Source organism: Faecalibacter rhinopitheci (assembly GCF_015234135.1).
Taxonomy (GTDB): domain Bacteria; phylum Bacteroidota; class Bacteroidia; order Flavobacteriales; family Weeksellaceae; genus Empedobacter; species Empedobacter rhinopitheci.
This window is the reverse complement of record NZ_JADGIK010000009.1, coordinates 1-20130: the sequence shown is the minus strand read 5'-3', so window position 1 is coordinate 20130 and position 20130 is coordinate 1. Positions and strand designations below refer to the sequence as shown.

Annotated in this window: 18 protein-coding genes and 3 rRNA genes; 13 read left to right on the top strand and 8 right to left on the bottom strand. The window is 33.0% G+C overall.

What is annotated here, in order from left to right:
* Positions 1–2 precede the first annotated feature (2 nt).
* Entirely contained in the window at positions 3–917 is a 915-nt protein-coding gene (locus tag IM532_RS11965; RefSeq protein ID WP_194183689.1) for a helix-turn-helix transcriptional regulator, read from the top strand.
* Here the strand turns inward: IM532_RS11965 and IM532_RS11960 are convergent, their stop codons facing one another.
* Positions 918–3056, bottom strand: a complete 2139-nt coding sequence (locus tag IM532_RS11960; protein WP_194183688.1) for a type IA DNA topoisomerase — start codon at positions 3054–3056, stop codon at positions 918–920.
* Positions 3057–3377: 321 nt separating this feature from the next.
* Between IM532_RS11960 and IM532_RS11955 the strand changes: the two genes are divergently transcribed.
* The 4 genes from IM532_RS11955 (at position 3378) to IM532_RS11940 (ending at position 6398) form a co-directional block, all read left to right on the top strand.
* On the top strand, positions 3378–4190 hold the full coding sequence (locus IM532_RS11955) for a MotA/TolQ/ExbB proton channel family protein (RefSeq protein ID WP_194183687.1): 813 nt from the start codon (positions 3378–3380) through the stop codon (positions 4188–4190).
* A gap of 80 nt (positions 4191–4270) precedes the next feature.
* On the top strand, positions 4271–4861 hold the full coding sequence (locus IM532_RS11950; protein ID WP_194183686.1) for a biopolymer transporter ExbD: 591 nt from the start codon (positions 4271–4273) through the stop codon (positions 4859–4861).
* A gap of 18 nt (positions 4862–4879) precedes the next feature.
* The gene (locus IM532_RS11945) at positions 4880–5416 is read left to right on the top strand and encodes an ExbD/TolR family protein (protein ID WP_194183685.1); all 537 of its coding nucleotides are present in this window, start codon (positions 4880–4882) and stop codon (positions 5414–5416) included.
* Between the two features lie 34 nt (positions 5417–5450).
* Positions 5451–6398 (top strand): hypothetical protein, encoded by a 948-nt coding sequence (locus IM532_RS11940; RefSeq protein WP_194183684.1) that lies wholly within the window; start codon positions 5451–5453, stop codon positions 6396–6398.
* 65 nt (positions 6399–6463) lie between these two features.
* Here the strand turns inward: IM532_RS11940 and IM532_RS11935 are convergent, their stop codons facing one another.
* Together IM532_RS11935 and argB are read right to left on the bottom strand one after the other, a co-directional pair.
* A complete protein-coding gene (locus IM532_RS11935; RefSeq protein WP_194183683.1) occupies positions 6464–7531 on the bottom strand; it encodes a M20 family metallo-hydrolase in 1068 nt (355 codons plus the stop codon).
* Entirely contained in the window at positions 7525–8292 is a 768-nt protein-coding gene (argB, locus tag IM532_RS11930; RefSeq protein WP_194183682.1) for an acetylglutamate kinase, read from the bottom strand. The genes IM532_RS11935 and argB overlap by 7 nt, the downstream gene beginning before the upstream one ends.
* A gap of 252 nt (positions 8293–8544) precedes the next feature.
* On the opposite strand from argB, the gene IM532_RS11925 reads away from it, so the two are divergent.
* The 8 genes from IM532_RS11925 to carB all read left to right on the top strand — a co-directional run bounded on the left by IM532_RS11925 (position 8545) and on the right by carB (position 17797).
* Complete coding sequence (locus tag IM532_RS11925; RefSeq protein ID WP_194183681.1) at positions 8545–9126, top strand: GNAT family N-acetyltransferase; 582 nt, start codon at positions 8545–8547, stop codon at positions 9124–9126.
* A gap of 70 nt (positions 9127–9196) precedes the next feature.
* Positions 9197–9649 (top strand): arginine repressor, encoded by a 453-nt coding sequence (locus tag IM532_RS11920; RefSeq protein WP_194183680.1) that lies wholly within the window; start codon positions 9197–9199, stop codon positions 9647–9649.
* Between the two features lie 8 nt (positions 9650–9657).
* Positions 9658–10839: an argininosuccinate synthase gene (gene argG / locus IM532_RS11915; RefSeq protein ID WP_194183679.1), complete on the top strand. Its 1182-nt coding sequence runs from the start codon at positions 9658–9660 to the stop codon at positions 10837–10839.
* 83 nt (positions 10840–10922) lie between these two features.
* On the top strand, positions 10923–11909 hold the full coding sequence (gene argC, locus IM532_RS11910) for an N-acetyl-gamma-glutamyl-phosphate reductase (RefSeq protein ID WP_194183678.1): 987 nt from the start codon (positions 10923–10925) through the stop codon (positions 11907–11909).
* A gap of 39 nt (positions 11910–11948) precedes the next feature.
* Complete coding sequence (locus IM532_RS11905) at positions 11949–12305, top strand: four helix bundle protein (protein WP_194183677.1); 357 nt, start codon at positions 11949–11951, stop codon at positions 12303–12305.
* A 32-nt stretch (positions 12306–12337) separates the two neighbouring features.
* Positions 12338–13474, top strand: coding sequence for an aspartate aminotransferase family protein (locus IM532_RS11900; protein WP_194183676.1), 1137 nt, complete (start codon positions 12338–12340; stop codon positions 13472–13474).
* Complete coding sequence (gene carA, locus IM532_RS11895; protein WP_194183675.1) at positions 13467–14555, top strand: glutamine-hydrolyzing carbamoyl-phosphate synthase small subunit; 1089 nt, start codon at positions 13467–13469, stop codon at positions 14553–14555. Before IM532_RS11900 ends, carA begins: the two co-directional genes overlap by 8 nt.
* An 11-nt stretch (positions 14556–14566) precedes the next feature.
* Positions 14567–17797 (top strand): carbamoyl-phosphate synthase (glutamine-hydrolyzing) large subunit, encoded by a 3231-nt coding sequence (gene carB, locus IM532_RS11890; protein ID WP_194183674.1) that lies wholly within the window; start codon positions 14567–14569, stop codon positions 17795–17797.
* 107 nt (positions 17798–17904) lie between these two features.
* Here the strand turns inward: carB and IM532_RS11885 are convergent, their stop codons facing one another.
* From IM532_RS11885 to rrf (IM532_RS11865), 5 genes are all read right to left on the bottom strand, one after another.
* The gene (locus IM532_RS11885) at positions 17905–18513 is read right to left on the bottom strand and encodes a hypothetical protein (protein WP_194183673.1); all 609 of its coding nucleotides are present in this window, start codon (positions 18511–18513) and stop codon (positions 17905–17907) included.
* Between the two features lie 17 nt (positions 18514–18530).
* Positions 18531–19574: a DUF3667 domain-containing protein gene (locus tag IM532_RS11880; RefSeq protein WP_194183672.1), complete on the bottom strand. Its 1044-nt coding sequence runs from the start codon at positions 19572–19574 to the stop codon at positions 18531–18533.
* Between the two features lie 77 nt (positions 19575–19651).
* Positions 19652–19759 (bottom strand): 5S ribosomal RNA (gene rrf, locus IM532_RS11875).
* 91 nt (positions 19760–19850) lie between these two features.
* Positions 19851–19958: ribosomal RNA gene (gene rrf / locus IM532_RS11870) — 5S ribosomal RNA — on the bottom strand.
* Between the two features lie 89 nt (positions 19959–20047).
* Positions 20048–20130 (bottom strand): 5S ribosomal RNA (gene rrf, locus IM532_RS11865); the annotation flags it as partial.

Genomic DNA, 20130 nt, shown 5'->3' with positions numbered 1-20130 from the left:
TAATGTCAAAACAAGGATATATAGCTCGTTACTTTAATATTGTGAGAAAATTATCTCAACAAAAATATTGTTCATTTGAAGAATTAAGTTCTTTCCTAGAAGATCAGTTCGAAATGATGAGAGTATATGATGATATGTTAGAATTTAATTTTTCTAAACGTACATTACAACGTGATATTAAAGAAATTAGGACTGTTTTGGGTATTGATATTATATATAGTAGACTTAACAAAGGATATTATATTGAACAGAATGATTATGGATCAGATTTATTCCTTAAAACTATTGAAGAAATAAACAGTTTTGCAGCGCTAAAATTAACCAACTCCTTAGATAATATTGTTTATCTAGAAAAAAGACAGCCTAAAAGAGCAGAATTTTTACCCGAAATTATACAAGCTATTCAGAAAAAGAACAAATTAGAATTTACTTATCTAAAATTTGGGGAGAATAAAGAAACTACCCGAAAAGTAAATCCTATTGCTATTAAAGAATTTAATAATAGATGGTATTTAATTGCGGAAGATGGCAATTTTATAAAAAACTTTGGCTTAGACCGCATGTCCAAAGTTGCGAAACTAAAAGAAAAAATTGATAAAATTATTGAGTTTGATTATGAAGAAAAGTATCAACACTGCTTTGGTATTATTGCTCCTACCACAGAAGATCCTTACACAGTACAACTAGAAGTAGATAAAATACAAGCTGCATATCTAGAGACTTTGCCCTTACACAGCTCGCAACATATCGTAAAAAAATCTAAAGACAAAATTATCATCGGTCTTAAAGTATATATTTCAACCGATTTTGTAAGTGAAATATTATCTATGGGTAAATATGTAAAAGTTATAGAACCTCAAATTTTAAAAGATCGAATTAAAGATCATTTAGCGGTATTAAGCAATTATTACAAATAATTACATTTCATATCCGATTGTATAATCAGGATTTATAACCAGCTTTGCATCAAATTTTTGTCCAGTTGTTTGATTGACGAATCCTTTAATTTTTGTCGTTTTTTGTTTTGTAATTAACTGAAAAACTTGATTAGGTGTTAACTTCTTTCCGCCAATTTCAAAAGGAATAATAAACCCACAAATTTTAAAATTTTCACATCCAAATGCTGTTTTCCCCTTCATTAAGTTATGAGTTTTACATTTTGGGCATGTAGATCCTTCAATTTCTATTTTTTCCTTTTCCTTCTTAGGTTTAACTTCTTTTACATCAACTTTTTGAATAACGTGAGAAGCTATTGGACGATAATAACTTTTCTTTACAGAGGTTGTAAGATTGGTAACCATCTCTATAAGTTCCGCTTTAAAAGTATCTAATTGATACTCTCCACGTTCTATTAATCGTAATTTTCTTTCCCAAATCCCTGTAAGTTCAGGAGATTTAAGTAACTCATCTTGTATGGTATCTATTAAATCCATTCCTGTCTGAGTAGCTATAATATTACGTTTTCTTTTCTCTATGTATTTTCTTCTAAAAAGTGTTTCTATAATATTAGCACGTGTAGATGGTCGACCTATTCCATTATCTTTCATTAGATCTCTCATCTCATCATCATCAATTTGCTTACCTGCAGTTTCCATGGCACGCAACAATGTAGCTTCCGAATAATATTTTGGTGGAGTAGTTTTACCTTTATGGATAAATGGATCATGAGGACCTTTTTCCCCGATTTCGAAAATTGGCATTATTTTCTCCTCTTCTCCTTTTTTGTCGTCTTGTTTATCTTTTGCGTAAACTTCTCTCCAACCCATTTCTAGGATTTGTTTCCCAGTCGCTTTAAAATCGACATTATTCATTTTGCCATTTTTATCCTCATTTTCTACTCTACCTTCTACATTTGTATTAGCAACTTTACATTCTGGGTAGAAAACAGCAATAAAACGACGTGCAACTAAATCGTAAATTCGTTTTTCATCAATATTAAGTCCTTGTGGAAATATCTCAGTTGGAATAATAGCATGGTGATCAGTTACTTTTGCATCATCAAAAACAGCTTTCGACTTTGGAATAGGCTGAGTCAATAAGGGTGCAACTAAAGGTTGATAAGCGATTAACTTTTGTAAAATACCTGGTACTTTAGGATAAATATCTTCTGATAAATAAGTTGTATCTACACGTGGGTATGTAACGAACTTTTTTTCATACAAACTTTGGATATATTTTAAGGTGTTCTCAGCAGAATATGAATATTTTTTATTCGCTTCTACCTGTAAAGAGGTTAAATCAAATAAACGTGGATTTTTCTCTTTACCTTCCTTTACTTCAAAATTTATAATTTCAAACTCACGATTTTTTACAAATGCTAAACCTTTATTCGCTGTTTCTTCATTTTTTAAACGAGGAATAATAGCCGTAAATTCAACAGTTTTATAGATGGTTTTTAATTCCCAATATTCTTCAGAATCAAAAGCATTTATTTCTTTTTGGCGATTGACAATCATAGCCAAAGTTGGCGTTTGAACTCTACCAATAGATAATACAGTTTTTGGAGGAGCAAATTTTTTAGTGAACAAACGTGTAGCATTCATTCCTAATAACCAATCTCCAATTGCACGTGCTTGTCCAGCCGCAAAAAGATTAGAGTAATTTTCGCCTGGTTTTAGATTTAAAAAGCCTTCTTTTATTGCCTCTTCTGTTAACGATGAAATCCACAAACGCTTAATAGGCGCTTTAGATTTTGCTTTAAGCAATACCCATCTCTGAATTAATTCTCCTTCTTGTCCTGCATCGCCACAATTTATAATCTCTTCTACATTAGTATTTGTTACAAGATTTTCAATAATTTTAAATTGTTTCTTTACACCTTTATCATCAATCACCTTTATTCCAAAAGATGAAGGTATCATGGGCAAGAAATTTAAATCCCAACTTTTCCAGTCTTTATTATAATCTTGTGGTTCCTTCAAAGTACATAAATGGCCAAAAGTCCAAGTTACTTGGTAACCGTTTCCTTCATAATACCCATCTTTTCGTTGAGTGGCACCTATTACTTTAGCAATATCTTTAGCAACACTTGGTTTCTCGGCAATACAAACTTTCATGAGTTTAATTTAAATGGGTCACAAAATTCTTGATAATTAATCTATTTTAAAAATATTTTTAAAAAAGTATTAATGTAATTCTAATATTTCAAAAAAAACAATAACTTCGGCAAACAGATAATTTAAAATCAGTAAATTAAAAGAATATATTTTAAAAAATAATTGTTTAAAGTCTTTTGTATATTGATAATAATAGAGTTTAAAATCAACTTTATTATTAATTTAACGCGATATGTCAATAAATAATATTGAAGTTTTAAAAAATTTTCACTTAATTTACACCCACATTAATAAAATCATAATATTTAAAAGAATTAGTAAATGGAAAAGAATGTATCAGTACCAGCTAAAAGTAAAAAAGGAGGTATAAATCCTATCATTACTATTATCGTATTAATTTTAGTTGCTATGGCTATTTTTTACGGATTATTTGGTCAAGAATCTAACTTCGAAGGAGGAGACACTGCAAAAGGACACCCTTTAAATATGTTAGGTATCATTTTCAAAGGAGGGGTTATTATCCCATTCTTAATGTCATTCTTCTTTATGGTAGTTGTTTTCTCAATTGACCGTGCAATCGTTTTAGGAAAAGCGAAAGGAACAGGAAGTGCTGACAAATTTGTAAATGACATCCGTGCATTATTAAACAAAAATGAGATCAACAAAGCGATCGAATTATGTGACAAACAAAAAGGGTCTATCGGTAACGTAGTAAAAGAAGGTTTAACAACTTACAAAGCGTTAGAAAACGATACAACTTTAAACAAAGAGCAAAAATTAGTTCAATTATCTAAAACTTTAGAAGAGGCAACTACTTTAGAAATGCCAACTTTAGAGAAAAATATGACAATTATCTCTACTATTGCTTCTGTAGGTACATTAATTGCCTTAATGGGAACAGTATTAGGTATGATTAAATCTTTCTTCGCATTAGGAGAAGGTGGAGGATCTGTAGATTCGGCTACATTATCTGTAGGTATTGCGGAAGCCTTAATTAATACAGGTATGGGTATTGGTGCATCTGCATTCGCTATTATTGCTTATGCTTACTTTACTTCTAAAATTGATGATTTAACTTTCAAAATTGACGAAGTAGGAATGAGTATTCAACAATCTTTCTCTGCACACAATTAATATTCGGCTAATATAACAAAGTAATCTACTTTGAGATTTATCCAAACAAATTTGAATATTAATAATTAAAACAGAGAAAAATGGCAAGAGTAAAACCAAAAAGAAGAGGTCCTTCGATGGACTTAACAGCTATGTCTGACATGGCTTGGCTTTTGTTATCTTTCTTTATCTTAACATCTAACTTCCGTGAGCCTGAAGTTGTAGCTGTAGTAACACCTACATCTGTTTCTAACGAAAAAATGGCTGAGGATAACATGATGATCGCTAAAATCGATGGAAAAGGTAATTTCTTGATGTCTTTTGACGAGAATGATAGAATTCCTGCTTTAGAGAAAATGGGTGAGAAATATGGTGTTAGATTTACAGACGCTGAAAAGAAAGCTTTCAAAAGTGTTGTAGAATTTGGAGTTCCAATGGCTGAAATGAGACAATTCTTAAATCTATCTTCTGATAAACAAGCTTTATATACACCAGGTATTCCTTTGGATACTATTGGAGGAAGTAAAGTTGAATTAGTAGATTGGATTATTGAAGCCAAAGAAGCTAATCCAGATTTATTCTTAGCAATTAAAGGAGATGAAGGTGCTGAATATAAAAAATTCAAAACTTTAATCAAGCAATTGCAAGAAAAGAACATGAACAAGTTTCAGTTAATCACATCACAAGAATAATTAAAAGAAGTTTAAGAAATGGCGCAAATAGATACAGCCGATAGTGGCGACGGGAAAAAAGTTCGTTCCAAAAAGCAGTCAACGAAAGTTGATATGGCACCGTTAGTAGACTTAGGTTTCTTATTAATTACATTCTTTATGTTCGCAGCGACACAAATCAAACCGAACGTGATGAACTTAAATATGCCTCCAAAATTAGATGAAAAAGTAGAGCAATCTGTTAAACCAGAAATTGATTTACGCAACTCTTTATCTATTGTAATTGGGAAAGAAGGAAAGATCTTTTGGCATCAAAAAGACCAAAGTTTAACTGCAACTGATTTAAATGAGACAGACTATTCTGCTGAAGGTATACGTAAAGTAATCACTGATGCTTTTGCGAAAGCACCTCAAAAAGATATGTTTACTGTGATCATTAAACCAACGGACGGAGCAAGTTATAAAAACTTAGTTGACGTTTTAGATGAGATGGAAATTACGAAATCTACTAAATATGGTATCGTTGAAGTAGCTCCTTACGAGCAAAAAGTACTTGACGAGAAAGTAGGTAAATAACGTAGATTGAATTAATTAAAAAAGTAAATTTAAAATGTCAGATAACAATAAGAATATAAAGTCTTTAGACGAAATTGTATTCGAGAACAGAAATAAGGCATACGGTGCATACGACTTACGTATGACAGAAAACCGTTCTTTATTACGTGCTCTTTTACGAGGTGGTCTTATTATTTTGTTATTGGTTGGGGCTGTTTTACTTTCTATTTCTGATTTAGGTGGTAGCAAGAATGAAGATGTAACTGTTGATGTACAGTTAGCAGACATTGTAATTCCTGATGTTCCTGAAGAAGAAGAACCAGAAGTAGTAGAACCAGAACCAGAACCAGAAGTTCAACAAAATCATTACCAAGAAGAAACTGCTCAAGAAAAATTCGTTATGCCAGAACCTAAACCAGAACCAAAAGTTCAGGAGACAGTTCCTCCAGCTGACGATTTAAAAGGGAAAGACTTATCTTTTGAAAAAAGAGAAGGTAAAGAATCTACAGGACAAACCGGTGGTGGACCTGTAAACTTAAATCCTGAGGCACCTAAGAATACAACTCAAGCGCCAAAGAATGACAGTAAGTCTAATGAGCCTGCAGCACCAGCTACAGTAACAGCTCGTTCAGCAACTGTGATGGCTATTTACCCTGGATGTGAAAAAGACGCAGCCAAAGGTAAACAACAAGCAATTGATTGTATGTCTAAACGCCTTAGTGCTGATATTGGAGATGAATTATCAGATTTCGCTGATATTGCAGAACGTGATGGTATCACTAATGCAGTTGCGAAATTAAATTTCCAAATTGATACACAAGGACGCATTGTTAAAGTTTCTCCTCAAGGTGATGCTAAATTAGGTCCTGAAGCTAAAAAAGCTTTAGAACGTATTACGCAGAAACAACAAAAAAGAGGTAAAACTATTAAACCTGCAGAATCTGATGATGGTAGACCAGCGGTATTACAATTTAATATCCCTGTTCGTTTCCAACAGATGTAATAATATAATAAGCAAAAAAGGATAACTCTAAGAGTTATCCTTTTTTTATGCTTAATTCTAATAAATTAAAATTTAAAATCTTTCAATAACTGAATATATCTATTGATTCCGTGTTCTATTTCTGAAATTAAAATATATTCATCTGGCGTATGTGAACGTGCAGAATCACCAGGTCCAATTTTTATAGTATCAAAGCTCATCATTGTTTGATCTGACATTGTCGGTGAACCATATGTCGAGCAACCTAAAGCAATCCCTCTTTGTACGATTGGATGATCCATTGCAATACGAGAAGAATTTAATCTTAATGATCTTGGAACTACATCTGCATGAGGTAAAGCTGCTTGAATAATTTCTGCTACTTCTTCATTTGTATATAATTCATTCACACGACAATCAACAACAAGTGTACATTCGTCTGGAACTACATTGTGTTGCTTTCCTGCAATGATCTGAGTAACCGTAGTCTTTACAGGACCTAACAAATCAGAAATCTTTTCAAATTCGTGCGTTTTAAACCAATTAATTGTATCTAATGCTTCATAAATCGCATTTACGCCTTCGTTACGAGCTGCATGACCTGTTTTTCCTTTTACTACAACATCAAATACAATTAATCCTCTCTCGGCAATTGCCATATCCATTTTGGTTGGTTCTCCTACAATTCCCAAATCAATTTTAGGTAAACTTGGTAATAAGCTTCCAACGTTTAGATCTCCTGAACTCTCCTCCTCTGCTGTTATAGCTACAATTAAATTAAAGGGTAAATCTTCATTTAAATAATTGATAAAAGTTGCTAATAAACTTACTGCAGAAGCACCTGCATCATTACTTCCTAGTCCTGTCAATTTATCGCCTTCAATAGTTGCCTTAAGCGCATCATATGTCCAAGACTTCCCAAATTTTACAGTATCGTGATGTGAATTTAATAATATTGTTTTTTTAGCTTCATCATAACCCGGATGTATTGCATATACGTTATTATCCTGGCGCTGAGGTGTAGCTCCATTTACTTTTAGAAAATTAACAATAATTTCAGCTGTTTGATCTTCTTCACTTGAGAATGATTGTGTTTCGATTAACTGACACAATAAATCTACTGCCTTTTGCTTTAGCTCATTTAATGCTAACATAAAACTGTTTTAATATCTGTATTTATATTATTTGCATGTACTAAACATACATTTTTAACTCCATTCTCTATAACTCGAAATGAATTGTCCAATTTTGGGATCATACCTTCAAAAATTATCCCTTTTTCTTTTAATTCTTGGTAAAGCTCTTTATTGATAATTGGAATTAATGTACTATCATCATTTACATCTCTTAGGACACCAATTTTATCAAAACAAAAATTTAATTCTACTTCATTTTTCTGTGCTAATGCTTCTGCAATAGTTGATGCAATAGTATCTGCATTTGTATTTAACAACTGTGCATTTCCATCATGAGTTATTGCACACATTACAGGCGTATATCCGTTATCAATTAATAATTGTAAAAAATCAATATTAATTCCTTCCAAATTAATATCGCCTACAAATCCAAAATCTACTGTTTTTATAGGACGTTTAATACCTTTTATCACATTACCATCTGCTCCTGATAATCCTACTGCATTAGTACCGTTTTGTTGCAATATCGAAACAATCATTTTATTAATATTCCCTGCATATAGACCTGTCACAACATCTAGTGTTGCTTGGTCAGTTACACGTCGCCCTTCGATCATATTAGGTTCAATCCCTAACTTTTGCAACATTTTCGAAGCGCCTTTCCCTCCTCCATGGATCAAAATTTTAGGACTTTCTATTGCTGAAAAAGTTTTCAAAAATGAATTTAATTCATCCGGATTATCGATAATCCCTCCGCCTATCTTTATAATCTTCAACATATTAATTTTTTATATAAAATTTATTGTGTTTTTTTATGCTTACAAAAATAAAGTATTTAACTTTGCATCTCAGTATAATAACTGAATATCTTGTTGATTAATGGAAGAAATTGCGAAAGACATTCTTCTCCTAACTGAGAAAAAATATTTTAATAAAGACGTTTCTATAACTTCTAGAAACTTTATTGCCTATGATGACTATTGGTCATCTATTTTTTTAACTTCTAATCACTTAATCAACGCTCCCAAATTATGTATGTAAGAATAGCAAATGCAGACGATGCCCAGTATACAGCACTTTTGTGTGAATGGTACGAAGAGTCCGCTCGTATGAGAAAGACTGGCATCGCGAAAAGAAATCCGGTCTACCTGGAACGCAAAATGCGTAACGGGAACGCGGTAATTGCTTTTGATGACGAAAATCAAATAGCAGGATTTAGTTACATTGAAACGTACGAAGAAGAAAAGTTCGTCGTTAATTCAGGTTTAATAGTACGTACGGATTTAAGGAGCTCGGGAATCGGTAAAGAAATCAAAAAAGCCGTATTTGCACTTTCACGCACAAAATTCCCTAATTCTAAAATTTTCAGTATTACAACTTCTTTAGCAGTAATGCGGATGAATGCTAGACTTGGATATATGCCTGTAACATTTTCAGAGTTAACTCAATCTGACGAATTTTGGAATGGATGTAAAAGTTGTAAAAACTATCACATCTTAATGGAAAATGAGCGTGAACGCTGTATATGTACAGGTTTGGTATATGATAATTTAAATGATGAATATGGAAATAAAGCTAGACAAGAAAATAATAGTAAAAAAGATAATGAATAAATATACGTTCTAAGGTTTTTTTTTGTCTAAAATGAGTATATTTGCACAAATTACCGAATAAATATTCAAAATGAGTAATAAAAAATACAGATTTCAAATCATTAAAGAGTTAATCACTACAGAAGAAATAAGTAGTCAAGATGAATTACTAAAAAAATTAATGGATTTAGAAATTAATGTAACTCAAGCCACTTTATCGAGAGATTTGCGCGAACTTAAAGTTTCAAAGCTTCCAAATACAAATGGAAACTATATTTATAAACTGACTGAAACTGAACCTACTCATCAAACCATTACCCATACTAACCAAGTTACATTGAACTTTTCAAATAATTTGGGCGTAATAAAAACAAAACCGGGCTATGCAACTAGTTTAGCTTTTGAAATTGATAATTCAAATTTTAAAAGCATAATTGGTACTATAGCTGGTGACGATACGTTACTTATCATCATGAAAGAAGAAAGTACACGTGATGAAGTAATTAAAGATTTAAAAACAATAGTTCCCAATATAAACAAATAACAATCAAAATGAGCAATAAAGCAGTTTTAGCTTACAGTGGAGGGTTAGATACTTCTTACTGTTTAGTAAACTTAACAAAGGATCAAGGAATGGAAGTACATACAGTAATAGTAAATACTGGTGGATTTTCTGAAGAAGAGTTAAAAGAAATTGAAGCTCGTGCTTACGAATTAGGTTCGTCTAAACACGTAACAATTGATATCACAGACAAATATTATAATGAGTGTGTGCGTTATTTAATATATGGTAATATTTTAAAAAATAACACTTATCCTTTATCTGTGAGTGCTGAACGTATGTTCCAATCGATTGCTATTGCTCAGTACGCAAAAGATGTAGATGCAGAATACATTGTACATGGATCTACAGGGGCAGGAAATGATCAAATTCGTTTTGACGTTGCTTTCGCAGTGATCTCTCCAAATTCAAAAATTATTACGCCTATTCGTGACGAAAAATTATCTCGTCAACAAGAAGTTGAATATTTACAATCTCAAGGAGTAAACTATAGCTGGGAAAAAGCCAAATACTCGATCAATAGAGGGATTTGGGGAACTTCAGTTGGGGGTGTGGAAACATTAACTTCTAACCAAGCTTTACCTGAAGAAGCTTACCCAACACAATTATCTAGAACAGAACCTTCTGTTATTGAAATTGAATTCGAACAAGGAATTCCTGTTGGATTAGATGGTGAAAAAATGTCTCCAGTAGCTTTAATTCAAAAATTAAACGAAATCGGTGGTGAATATGCAATCGGTCGTGACATTCACGTAGGTGATACAATTTTAGGAATTAAAGGACGTGTAGGTTTCGAAGCACCTGCTGCATATATCTTAATAAAAGCACACCACTTGTTAGAGAAACACACGTTAACAAGATGGCAATTATTACATAAAGATTCGTTATCTAACTGGTACGGAACTTTATTACACGAAGCACAGTACTTAGATCCTGTAATGCGTGACATCGAAGCTTTCTTAGAGTCTTCTCAAGAGAGAGTAACGGGTAAAGTGAAATTACAATTAAATCCTTACCACTTCTCAATGATTGGTATCGAATCTCCTTACGATATGATGCAATCTAAAGTTGCTGTTTATGGTGAAGAGAACGACGCTTGGGATTCGAGAGATGCAAGAGGATTCATCAAAATATTTGGTAATCAATTAAAGATTGTTCATAGTTTCGATTAATTGATTCGTTAAAGTGGGTTCATTGAATTGGATCCACTTTATTTCAATATAGATTACAATAAACACGCGCAACAAAATACAAAATGACACACAAAATTAACGTTAGCATTGTAGGTGGAGCTGGTTACACTGCCGGAGAACTATTACGCATATTGATTCATCATCCAAACTTAAATATTTCTTCTGTATACAGCACTTCTAATGCTGGAAATCCAGTTGCTCAAGTACACGATGACTTATATGGTGAAACTGATATCGTATTTTCGGATAAGATTGATGAAAATGCAGATGTTGTTTTCTTATGTTTAGGTCACGGAAAATCTGCAGAATTCTTAACGAACAACAAATATGCAGAGCATACCGTTGTAATTGATTTAAGTAACGATTTCCGTTTAGATGCTGATAAGAAATTTGAAGAAAGAGAATTCGTTTACGGATTACCAGAATTTAATCGTTCTGCCATCTTAGAAGCGAAAAATATTGCAAATCCTGGATGTTTTGCGACTGCCATCCAATTAGCCTTATTACCATTAGCTGCAAGTAAAGCCATTCATTCAGATATTCACATCAATGCCGTTACTGGTTCAACTGGTGCTGGTCAATCGTTATCCGCTTCTACTCACTTCAGCTGGAGAAACAACAACGTATCTTTCTACAAAGAATTTAAGCATCAACACGAAGGTGAAATTTACCAAACGTTAAACTTATTAGAACCTGGTTTTAATAACAAAGTGTATTTCTTACCCATGCGTGGAGATTTTGCTCGTGGAATTTTAGCCGGTGTTTATTTAAAATCTGATTTATCAGAAGAAGAGGCAATTCAATTGTATAAAGAATATTACAAAGACGAGCCTTACACATTTATTTCGGATGCGCCAATTGCTTTAAAACAAGTGGTAAATACCAACAAATGTTTATTACACATCCAAAAACAAGACGACGTTTTATTAATCACTTCGATCATCGATAACCTAACTAAAGGTGCATCGGGACAAGCGGTACAAAATATGAACATCATCTTCGGATGGGAAGAGAATTTAGGACTTAATTTAAAGACGGTAGCGTTTTAATAAGTTGTACGTTATAAGTAATAAGTTATACGTTTCAATATGCAAGATTATAAGAAATTAAAAGTTTGGGAATTAGGCCACGAATTAACATTAATGGTTTATCAAAAAACTTCTACTTTTCCAAAAGAGGAAATGTTTGGATTAACATCTCAGATTAGAAGAGCTTCAAGCTCAATTCCTACTAATATTGCAGAAGGTTGTGGAAGATATTCTTCAAAAGAATTAACACAATTCTTAAATATCAGTTTAGGATCTGCTAACGAAACATCATACTTATTATTCCTAGCTAAAGATTTGAATTATTTAACTAATGAAGATTTTGAGAATTTAAACAATCAAATTGAACAAATCAAGGCTATGTTAATTAATCTTATCAGTAAAATTAAAAACGTATAACCTACAACGTATCACATAAAACATAAACAAAAATGAAACTATTCGACGTATATCCATTAATGAACGTAACTCCGGTTAAAGCCAAAGATTGTATCCTTTGGGACGAAAACGGAAAAGAATATTTAGACTTATACGGTGGTCACGCAGTGATCTCTATCGGGCATGCACACCCTCACTATGTGCAAAAAATTACTGAACAACTTAACAATATCGGATTCTACTCTAATTCTGTTCAAATTCCAATTCAAACAGAATTAGCAGAGAAATTAGGAAAATTATCTGGATATGATGATTATACTTTATTCTTATGTAACTCTGGAGCAGAAGCCAACGAGAATGCAGCGAAATTAGCATCTTTCCACACAGGTAAAGATCGAATCATTGCTTTCAACGGCGCTTTCCACGGACGTACTTCAGGAACAGTTGCTTTAACAGACAATCCAAAAATTGTTGCACCATTTAATGCTCACCACAAAGTTTCTTTCGTTGATTACAACATTGACGCAATTAAAGAAATCATCGCTGGTGGAGATGTAGCTGCAGTAATTTACGAACCAATTCAAGGTGTTGGAGGAATCATTTTACCTTCAGACGAATTTGTTCAAGAATTAAGAACTATTTGTACAGCAAACGGAGTGATTTTAATCGCAGACGAAGTACAATCAGGATACGGACGTTCAGGAAAATTCTTTGCACACCAACATTCAGATATCAAAGCAGATTTAATCACTATGGCAAAAGGTATGGGGAATGGATTCCCAATCGGTGGTGTATTAATCTCTCCAGAATTTAAAGCTTCTTACGGTTTATTAGGAACAACTTTCGGAGGAAACCACTTAGCTTGTGCTGCTGCAGTTGCTGTTTTAGATGTGATTGAGCAAGAGAACTTAGTAGTAAACGCAAAGGAAATCGGTGAATACATCGGAATTCAATTAAATAAATTCCCAAAAATTCAAGAAGTTCGTGGTCGTGGATCAATGATCGGAATCGAGTTTGATTTCCCTATCAACGAACTAAAAAATAACTTGTTAACTAAACACAATATTTTTGTTGGTTACGCAGGTACAAACGTAATTAGATTACTACCACCACTTACTATTACAAAACAATACGTAGATAAATTCATATCAGCATTAGAAACTGAAATTAACATTATCATCAATGGATAAGACAGTAAAATTAGTATTCCAAGACGGATTAGAGATCGAAGGTAAATCTTTCGGTGCTTACACTTCTGCCGCAGGAGAAGTAGTATTCAACACAGCATTAGTTGGATACAATGAAAGTTTGACTGACCCTTCTTATAAAGGTCAGATTATGGTAATGACAGCTCCAATGATCGGAAACTATGGTGTTCCAGATGATAAAGCAATGATTGAATCAATTGAAACTTGGATGGAATCAAATAAAATTCAAGTGACTGGATTAGTTGTTTCTTATTATGCTGATGATTACTCACACTGGAATGCAATTCAAAAATTAGGTGCTTGGTTAGAAAGCCAAAATATCCCTGGAATTTACGGTGTAGATACGCGTATGATCACGAAGAAATTACGTGATCAAGGTTCTACTTTAGGTAAAATCGTTGCAGATACAGATGTAGAATTTTACAATCCAGATTTAGATAATTTAGTGGATCAAGTTTCTTGTAAAGAAGTAATTCGTTACAACGAAGGTGCTGCTATTAAAATTGTTTTAATCGACTGTGGTGTTAAAAATAACATTATCCGTTGTTTCACCAACCGCGGTGTAGAAGTAATTCGTGTGCCTTGGGATTACGATTATTCAACATTAGAATACGATGGATTATTCATTTCGAATGGACCTGGAGATCCTGCTTTATGTGTGCCTACTATCAATAATATCAAAGAATCTTTAAAAGGAGATAAACCAATCTTTGGGATTTGTTTAGGGAACCAATTGGTAAGTTTAGCAGCTGGTGCATCTACTTTTAAATTAAAATATGGACACCGTTCACACAACCAACCGGTACAATTAGTTGGGACTAAAAGATGTTTCATCACTTCTCAAAACCACGGTTTCGCAGTGGATGATTCTAAATTACCAGAAAGATTCCAAACCTTCTTCACGAACTTAAATGATGGAACGTGTGAAGGGATTCGTCACGAGTCTAAACCAATCTTTACAGTTCAATTCCACCCAGAAGCAATGGGAGGTCCAGTTGATACAGAATATTTATTTGATGAATTCATCGAAGAAGTAAAAAAATATAAAAGCGCTAACGCATAATCAGAATCACGATGTTAAAAAAAGATATTAAAAAAGTATTAGTATTAGGATCAGGAGCATTAAAAATTGGTCAAGCTGGTGAGTTTGATTACTCTGGTTCTCAAGCGTTAAAAGCCTTAAAAGAAGAAGGAATTAAAACAGTTTTAATCAATCCAAATATTGCAACTGTTCAAACTTCTGAAGGTATTGCAGATGAAGTTTACTTCTTACCTGTAACACCTTACTTTGTAGAAGAAGTAATTAAAAAAGAAAAACCAGACGGAGTTTTAGTTGCCTTTGGAGGACAAACAGCTTTAAACTGTGCGGTTGAATTAAATAAAGATAACATCTTTGAAAAATACGGTGTTGAAGTTTTAGGAACACAAATTCCTGTAATTGAAGCAACAGAAGACCGTGATATTTTCATTGAAAAATTAGACCAAATTGGCGTTTTAACTGCTCGTTCAGAAGCGGTAGAAACGGTAGAAGATGCAATGGCAGCTGGTAAACGTATCGGTTTCCCATTAATTATCCGTGCAGCTTACGCTTTAGGAGGTTTAGGTTCAGGTTTCGCGAACAACGAAGAGGAATTATTAGAATTAGTTGAAAAAGCATTCAACTACTCTACTCAAGTTTTAGTGGAAGAATCTTTAAAAGGATGGAAAGAAATTGAGTACGAAGTGGTACGTGATGCGTACGATAACTGTATTACAGTTTGTAATATGGAAAACTTCGACCCTATCGGTGTTCACACTGGTGAATCTATCGTAATCGCTCCATCTCAAACATTAACAAACTCAGAATACCACAAATTACGTGAAGTTGCTATCCGTACAATTCGTCACCTTGGTGTAGTTGGAGAGTGTAACATTCAATACGCATTTGATACAGTTTCTGAAGAATACCGTGTAATTGAAGTAAACGCTCGTTTATCTCGTTCTTCTGCCTTAGCATCTAAAGCAACGGGTTACCCATTAGCTTTCGTAGCGGCTAAATTAGCATTAGGATACTCTTTATACGAATTAAAAAACAGCGTTACGCAAACAACATCTGCGATGTTCGAACCAGCGTTAGATTACTGTGTTGTTAAATTACCTCGTTGGGACTTAAACAAATTCTACGGAGTTCGTCGTAACATCGGTTCTGCAATGAAATCTGTTGGTGAGGTTATGGCAATCGGACGTTCTTTCGAAGAAGCAATTCAGAAAGGGGTTCGTATGTTAGACATCGGACACAGAGGTTTCGTAGCCAATTCATTTGTTATACCAGAAGGAGAATCGTTAGATACTTGGTTAGCTGAACCAAATGATGAGCGTTTATACGCGATTACAGAAGCTTTCAAAGCGGGATATTCTATCGAAAAAATCCACGATTTAACGAAGATCGACTTATGGTTCTTACAACGTTTAGAAAGAATTTTCAACATTTCTAAAGAATTCGAAGCTTTAGAAAGATTTGAACAAGTTGATGCTGAATTGGTAAAAACAGCAAAATTAGCAGGTTTCTCGGATCAACAAATTGCAGTTTTAGTAAAAGGAAATACAAACGTTCACCGTAACGAATTAACGGTTCGTGAATTACGTAAGAACTTTGGAATTAAACCTGTTGTAAAACAAATTGATACGTTAGCGGCTGAATTCCCAGCACAAACAAATTATTTATACGTTACATACCACGGAACTGAAAATGATATTACTCCAGAAACTGAAAAATCAGTTTGTATCTTAGGTTCTGGTGTTTACCGTATCGGTTCGTCAGTTGAGTTCGACTGGTGTTGTGTTAATGCAGCGCAAACAGCGTCTAAAAACGGATATAAAACAATTATCATCAATTATAATCCAGAAACTGTTTCTACGGATTATGATGAGTCAGATCGTTTATACTTCGAAGAATTATCTTTCGAACGTGTAATGGATATCTTAGAATACGAAAACCCTGACGGTATAATTATTTCTACTGGAGGTCAAATTCCGAACAATTTAGCAATGAAATTGTACGATGAAAAAATCAATATTTTGGGAACTTCTCCTTTACGTATTGATGATGCTGAAAATCGTCACAAATTCTCTGAAATCTTAGATGAATTAGGAATTGACCAACCACGTTGGAAAGAGTTATCTTCTTTAGAAGCGATTCACAAATTCGTAGAAGAAGTAAACTTCCCAGTTTTAATTCGTCCTTCTTACGTGTTATCTGGAGCTGCAATGAACGTAGTTTCGAACAAAGAAGAATTAGATGCCTTCTTAAAATTAGCGAAAGAAGTTTCTCCAGACTATCCAGTTGTAGTTTCTGAATTCGTACAAGGAGCAAAAGAAATTGAATTAGATGCAGTTTGTCAAAACGGAGAAATTGTAGATTACGCAGTTTCTGAGCACGTGGAGTTTGCTGGAGTTCACTCTGGTGATGCGACAATGTACTATCCACCACAGAAAGTGTATATCGAAACAATTCGCCAAATGCGTAAAGTGGCAGCAAAAATTGCAAAACGTTTTGAAATCTCTGGACCAATGAACATTCAGTTCTTATCTAAAAACAATACAGTTCGTGTAATCGAAACAAATATTCGTGCATCTCGTTCGTTCCCATTTGTATCGAAAGTTGCAGGAAACAATATGATCGAAAAAGCGACTAAAGTTTTATTAGGTTTAGAAGTTGAAAAAGGGCACTCAGAAATTGTATACGATTTGGATTACGTTGGAGTTAAAGCCTCTCAGTTCTCGTTTACACGTTTAGCCGGTGCAGATCCAGTTTTATCAGTAGATATGTCTTCTACAGGTGAAGTTGGATGTATTGGAGATACGGCTGAAGAAGCATTATTAAAATCAATGTTATCGGTAGGATACGAAATTCCTGAGAAAACAGTTTTAATCTCTGGTGGACCAATCGAGTCGAAAGTGGCTTTATTAACTCCAGCGAAACAATTAATCAAGAAAGGATACAAAATTTACGCGACTGAAGGAACTCACAAATTCTTTACTGAAAATGGAGTTTATTCAACTTTAGTGTACTGGCCATCGGATAAGAAAGAACCAAATGTAATGTCTTACTTACACGATAAGAAAATTGATATGGTAATTAACATTCCTAAGAACTTAACAAAAGTTGAGTTAGATAATGATTATCAAATCCGTCGTACAGCAGTAGATTTCAATATTCCATTAGTAACTAATGCACGTTTAGCAGCAGCTTACATCAATGCATTTACAACGTTAACTATGGATGATTTAAAAATCAAAACTTGGAACGAATACCGTAACAAGTAAAACGTTTTAAGTCGTAAGTTATAAATTCAAAGCCTCGCAATTGCGAGGCTTTTTTGTTTTATTTTCGTCATGCTGAATTTGTTTCAGGATCATATTAAAAAATGAAATTATTTCTTTCTAAAATTAAATATCAAACTCACAATAAAAAGTATTCCTAAAACACCTAAACCAATCCAATAAAACTTCTCTTTTCTTTCTGCTGTTAATTGATACAAATCAAACTCTTTCGATAACACTTCTAAATCATCATCTACATAAGAAGGCAATATAATCTCATTAGATGCTAAAAATTCTTTTTTCAATTTTTCCAATTCATTAATTTCATTTATGGATACATCTTTTAATACATCTGTTCTTGTACAAATATTAGTATCTACACCTAATGATGTGCGGTATCCATAGACTAAATAACTTTCATTCAAATTAAATGTCATTCCACATCCACCAAACAAACTTCCTAACGGAGTGTAGATTGTAGTATAATATTTCTTTGAAGTTTGTTTAGGTAATTCTCGTTTAAAATCTTTTTCAATTTCAAAAGTATAGGCGAAAACTTTATTCGATGAATAATCATATTTGGTAGAATCAATCGCTATCACTTTACCAATAAAAATCGCATCAGAAATTTTAAAACTATCTTCTATCGTAGATCGTAAACAACTACATCCAAAAGCAGAACTAGAAAATATGAATAGTAAAAAAAATATGTATTTCATAACGTATGGCTTTTCTATTAAATATGTAAATACGAATAAATTATAATTCCGAAGATTATTGTAAAGAATATAATTGAATTGATACCTATAAGTAAAATTCCTTTTATAAGTGTTATAATTATATTTTCTCTATATCTTCTATGCAGCCCTAATATAAAATTTACTATAGTATACAAACCTATTAAAACTGCAATAAATCTCAAGATTGAAACGATAAAACTAATTTCAATATAAGTAGATAATGCCGTGAGTAAATAAATCAATAAAACCGATATTAAAACAACAGAGAAATAGTGTAATGTAAATATACCGTGATCAAAATACCAATTCTTTTTCTTATTGTAAAAAAGCCAAAGTAAGAATGCAAATAAAGGCATATATACAAATAATGCTTTTGGAATCAATTTTAACGTATGCTCAATTATATTTTGTGCAATTTCTTCAGTTGATATATTATTAGATCTTAATTCTTTAAATTTAGATATGAAACGTGTTAATACTGGAGCTTTTGAATTTACATCTTTTTCATACTCTTCAATTGTTTTTATATCAACTTCATTTAAATTAATTTCATCTCCATCATCAACTGCTTTATCTATAAATTCTTTTTGATTCTTAGTGATAGATCCATCAATTACTAAACTATCTAAACTCTGTTTAACTTGTATTTTTTCTTTATTCAGAACTTCTTTAGCAGGTGAAATTTCTACATTTCCTTCAGTAGTTGAAGATTTAGAAGGAACAACAGCAATTAAGAAAAATGTAACAAAACTGATAAATATATATAGCTTAACAGGATTAACAGAACTATTTCGTTTTCCAGATAAATACTCATTGGTAATCTTACCTGGCTTTAGAAATAAGTTTTTAATCGTATGCCAGAAACTACTATCATAATGCACAAAATCTTCTATAAAGTGTGTAATTAAAAAATAAAAAGGTTGACGAGTTTCTGTATTTTCTTGTCCGCAATGTGAGCAATAATGATGATCTACTTTATTACCACAATTTTGACAGGTTTTATCTTCTCTAAATTTTCCGTGACTCATTATTAATTCCATTAGTGGAGTTAAATTTAAATAGAACTTTTAGGAAATAAAAAAGTCTTTAGAAATAAATCTAAAGACTTTTCGACAAAGACTGGCGACGACCTACTCTCCCGCAATAGCAGTACCATTGTCGCTGAAAGGCTTAACTTCTCTGTTCGGAATGGGAAGAGGTGAGCCCTTTTGCTATAATCACCCTAATATTTTATGATGTAATTTTTAGTCAGGTTTACATTCCTGATAATTTGTAAAAAAAGCCCAATCTAATTAAAGATTGAGCTTTGTTATAAAGACTGGCGACGACCTACTCTCCCGCAATAGCAGTACCATCGGCGCTGAAAGGCTTAACTTCTCTGTTCGGAATGGGAAGAGGTGAGCCCTTTCGCTATAATCACCCTAATATTTTAAGTGTAATTTTTGTTCAGGTTTACATCCTGATATGTGATAAAAAAAGCCCAATCTAATTAAAGATTGAGCTTTGTTATAAAGACTGGCGACGACCTACTCTCCCGCAATAGCAGTACCATCGGCGCTGAAAGGCTTAACTTCTCTGTTCGGAATGGGAAGAGGT

Bases quoted from the DNA above. Each gene is read 5' to 3' on its own strand.
- IM532_RS11965 (WP_194183689.1), top strand. From the start codon at position 3: ATGTCAAAACAAGGATATATAGCTCGTTACTTTAATATTGTGAGAAAA.
- IM532_RS11960 (WP_194183688.1), bottom strand. From the start codon at position 3,056: ATGAAAGTTTGTATTGCCGAGAAACCAAGTGTTGCTAAAGATATTGCT.
- IM532_RS11955 (WP_194183687.1), top strand. From the start codon at position 3,378: ATGGAAAAGAATGTATCAGTACCAGCTAAAAGTAAAAAAGGAGGTATA.
- IM532_RS11950 (WP_194183686.1), top strand. From the start codon at position 4,271: ATGGCAAGAGTAAAACCAAAAAGAAGAGGTCCTTCGATGGACTTAACA.
- IM532_RS11945 (WP_194183685.1), top strand. From the start codon at position 4,880: ATGGCGCAAATAGATACAGCCGATAGTGGCGACGGGAAAAAAGTTCGT.
- IM532_RS11940 (WP_194183684.1), top strand. From the start codon at position 5,451: ATGTCAGATAACAATAAGAATATAAAGTCTTTAGACGAAATTGTATTC.
- IM532_RS11935 (WP_194183683.1), bottom strand. From the start codon at position 7,531: ATGTTAGCATTAAATGAGCTAAAGCAAAAGGCAGTAGATTTATTGTGT.
- argB (WP_194183682.1), bottom strand. From the start codon at position 8,292: ATGTTGAAGATTATAAAGATAGGCGGAGGGATTATCGATAATCCGGAT.
- IM532_RS11925 (WP_194183681.1), top strand. From the start codon at position 8,545: ATGTATGTAAGAATAGCAAATGCAGACGATGCCCAGTATACAGCACTT.
- IM532_RS11920 (WP_194183680.1), top strand. From the start codon at position 9,197: ATGAGTAATAAAAAATACAGATTTCAAATCATTAAAGAGTTAATCACT.
- argG (WP_194183679.1), top strand. From the start codon at position 9,658: ATGAGCAATAAAGCAGTTTTAGCTTACAGTGGAGGGTTAGATACTTCT.
- argC (WP_194183678.1), top strand. From the start codon at position 10,923: ATGACACACAAAATTAACGTTAGCATTGTAGGTGGAGCTGGTTACACT.
- IM532_RS11905 (WP_194183677.1), top strand. From the start codon at position 11,949: ATGCAAGATTATAAGAAATTAAAAGTTTGGGAATTAGGCCACGAATTA.
- IM532_RS11900 (WP_194183676.1), top strand. From the start codon at position 12,338: ATGAAACTATTCGACGTATATCCATTAATGAACGTAACTCCGGTTAAA.
- carA (WP_194183675.1), top strand. From the start codon at position 13,467: ATGGATAAGACAGTAAAATTAGTATTCCAAGACGGATTAGAGATCGAA.
- carB (WP_194183674.1), top strand. From the start codon at position 14,567: ATGTTAAAAAAAGATATTAAAAAAGTATTAGTATTAGGATCAGGAGCA.
- IM532_RS11885 (WP_194183673.1), bottom strand. From the start codon at position 18,513: ATGAAATACATATTTTTTTTACTATTCATATTTTCTAGTTCTGCTTTT.
- IM532_RS11880 (WP_194183672.1), bottom strand. From the start codon at position 19,574: ATGGAATTAATAATGAGTCACGGAAAATTTAGAGAAGATAAAACCTGT.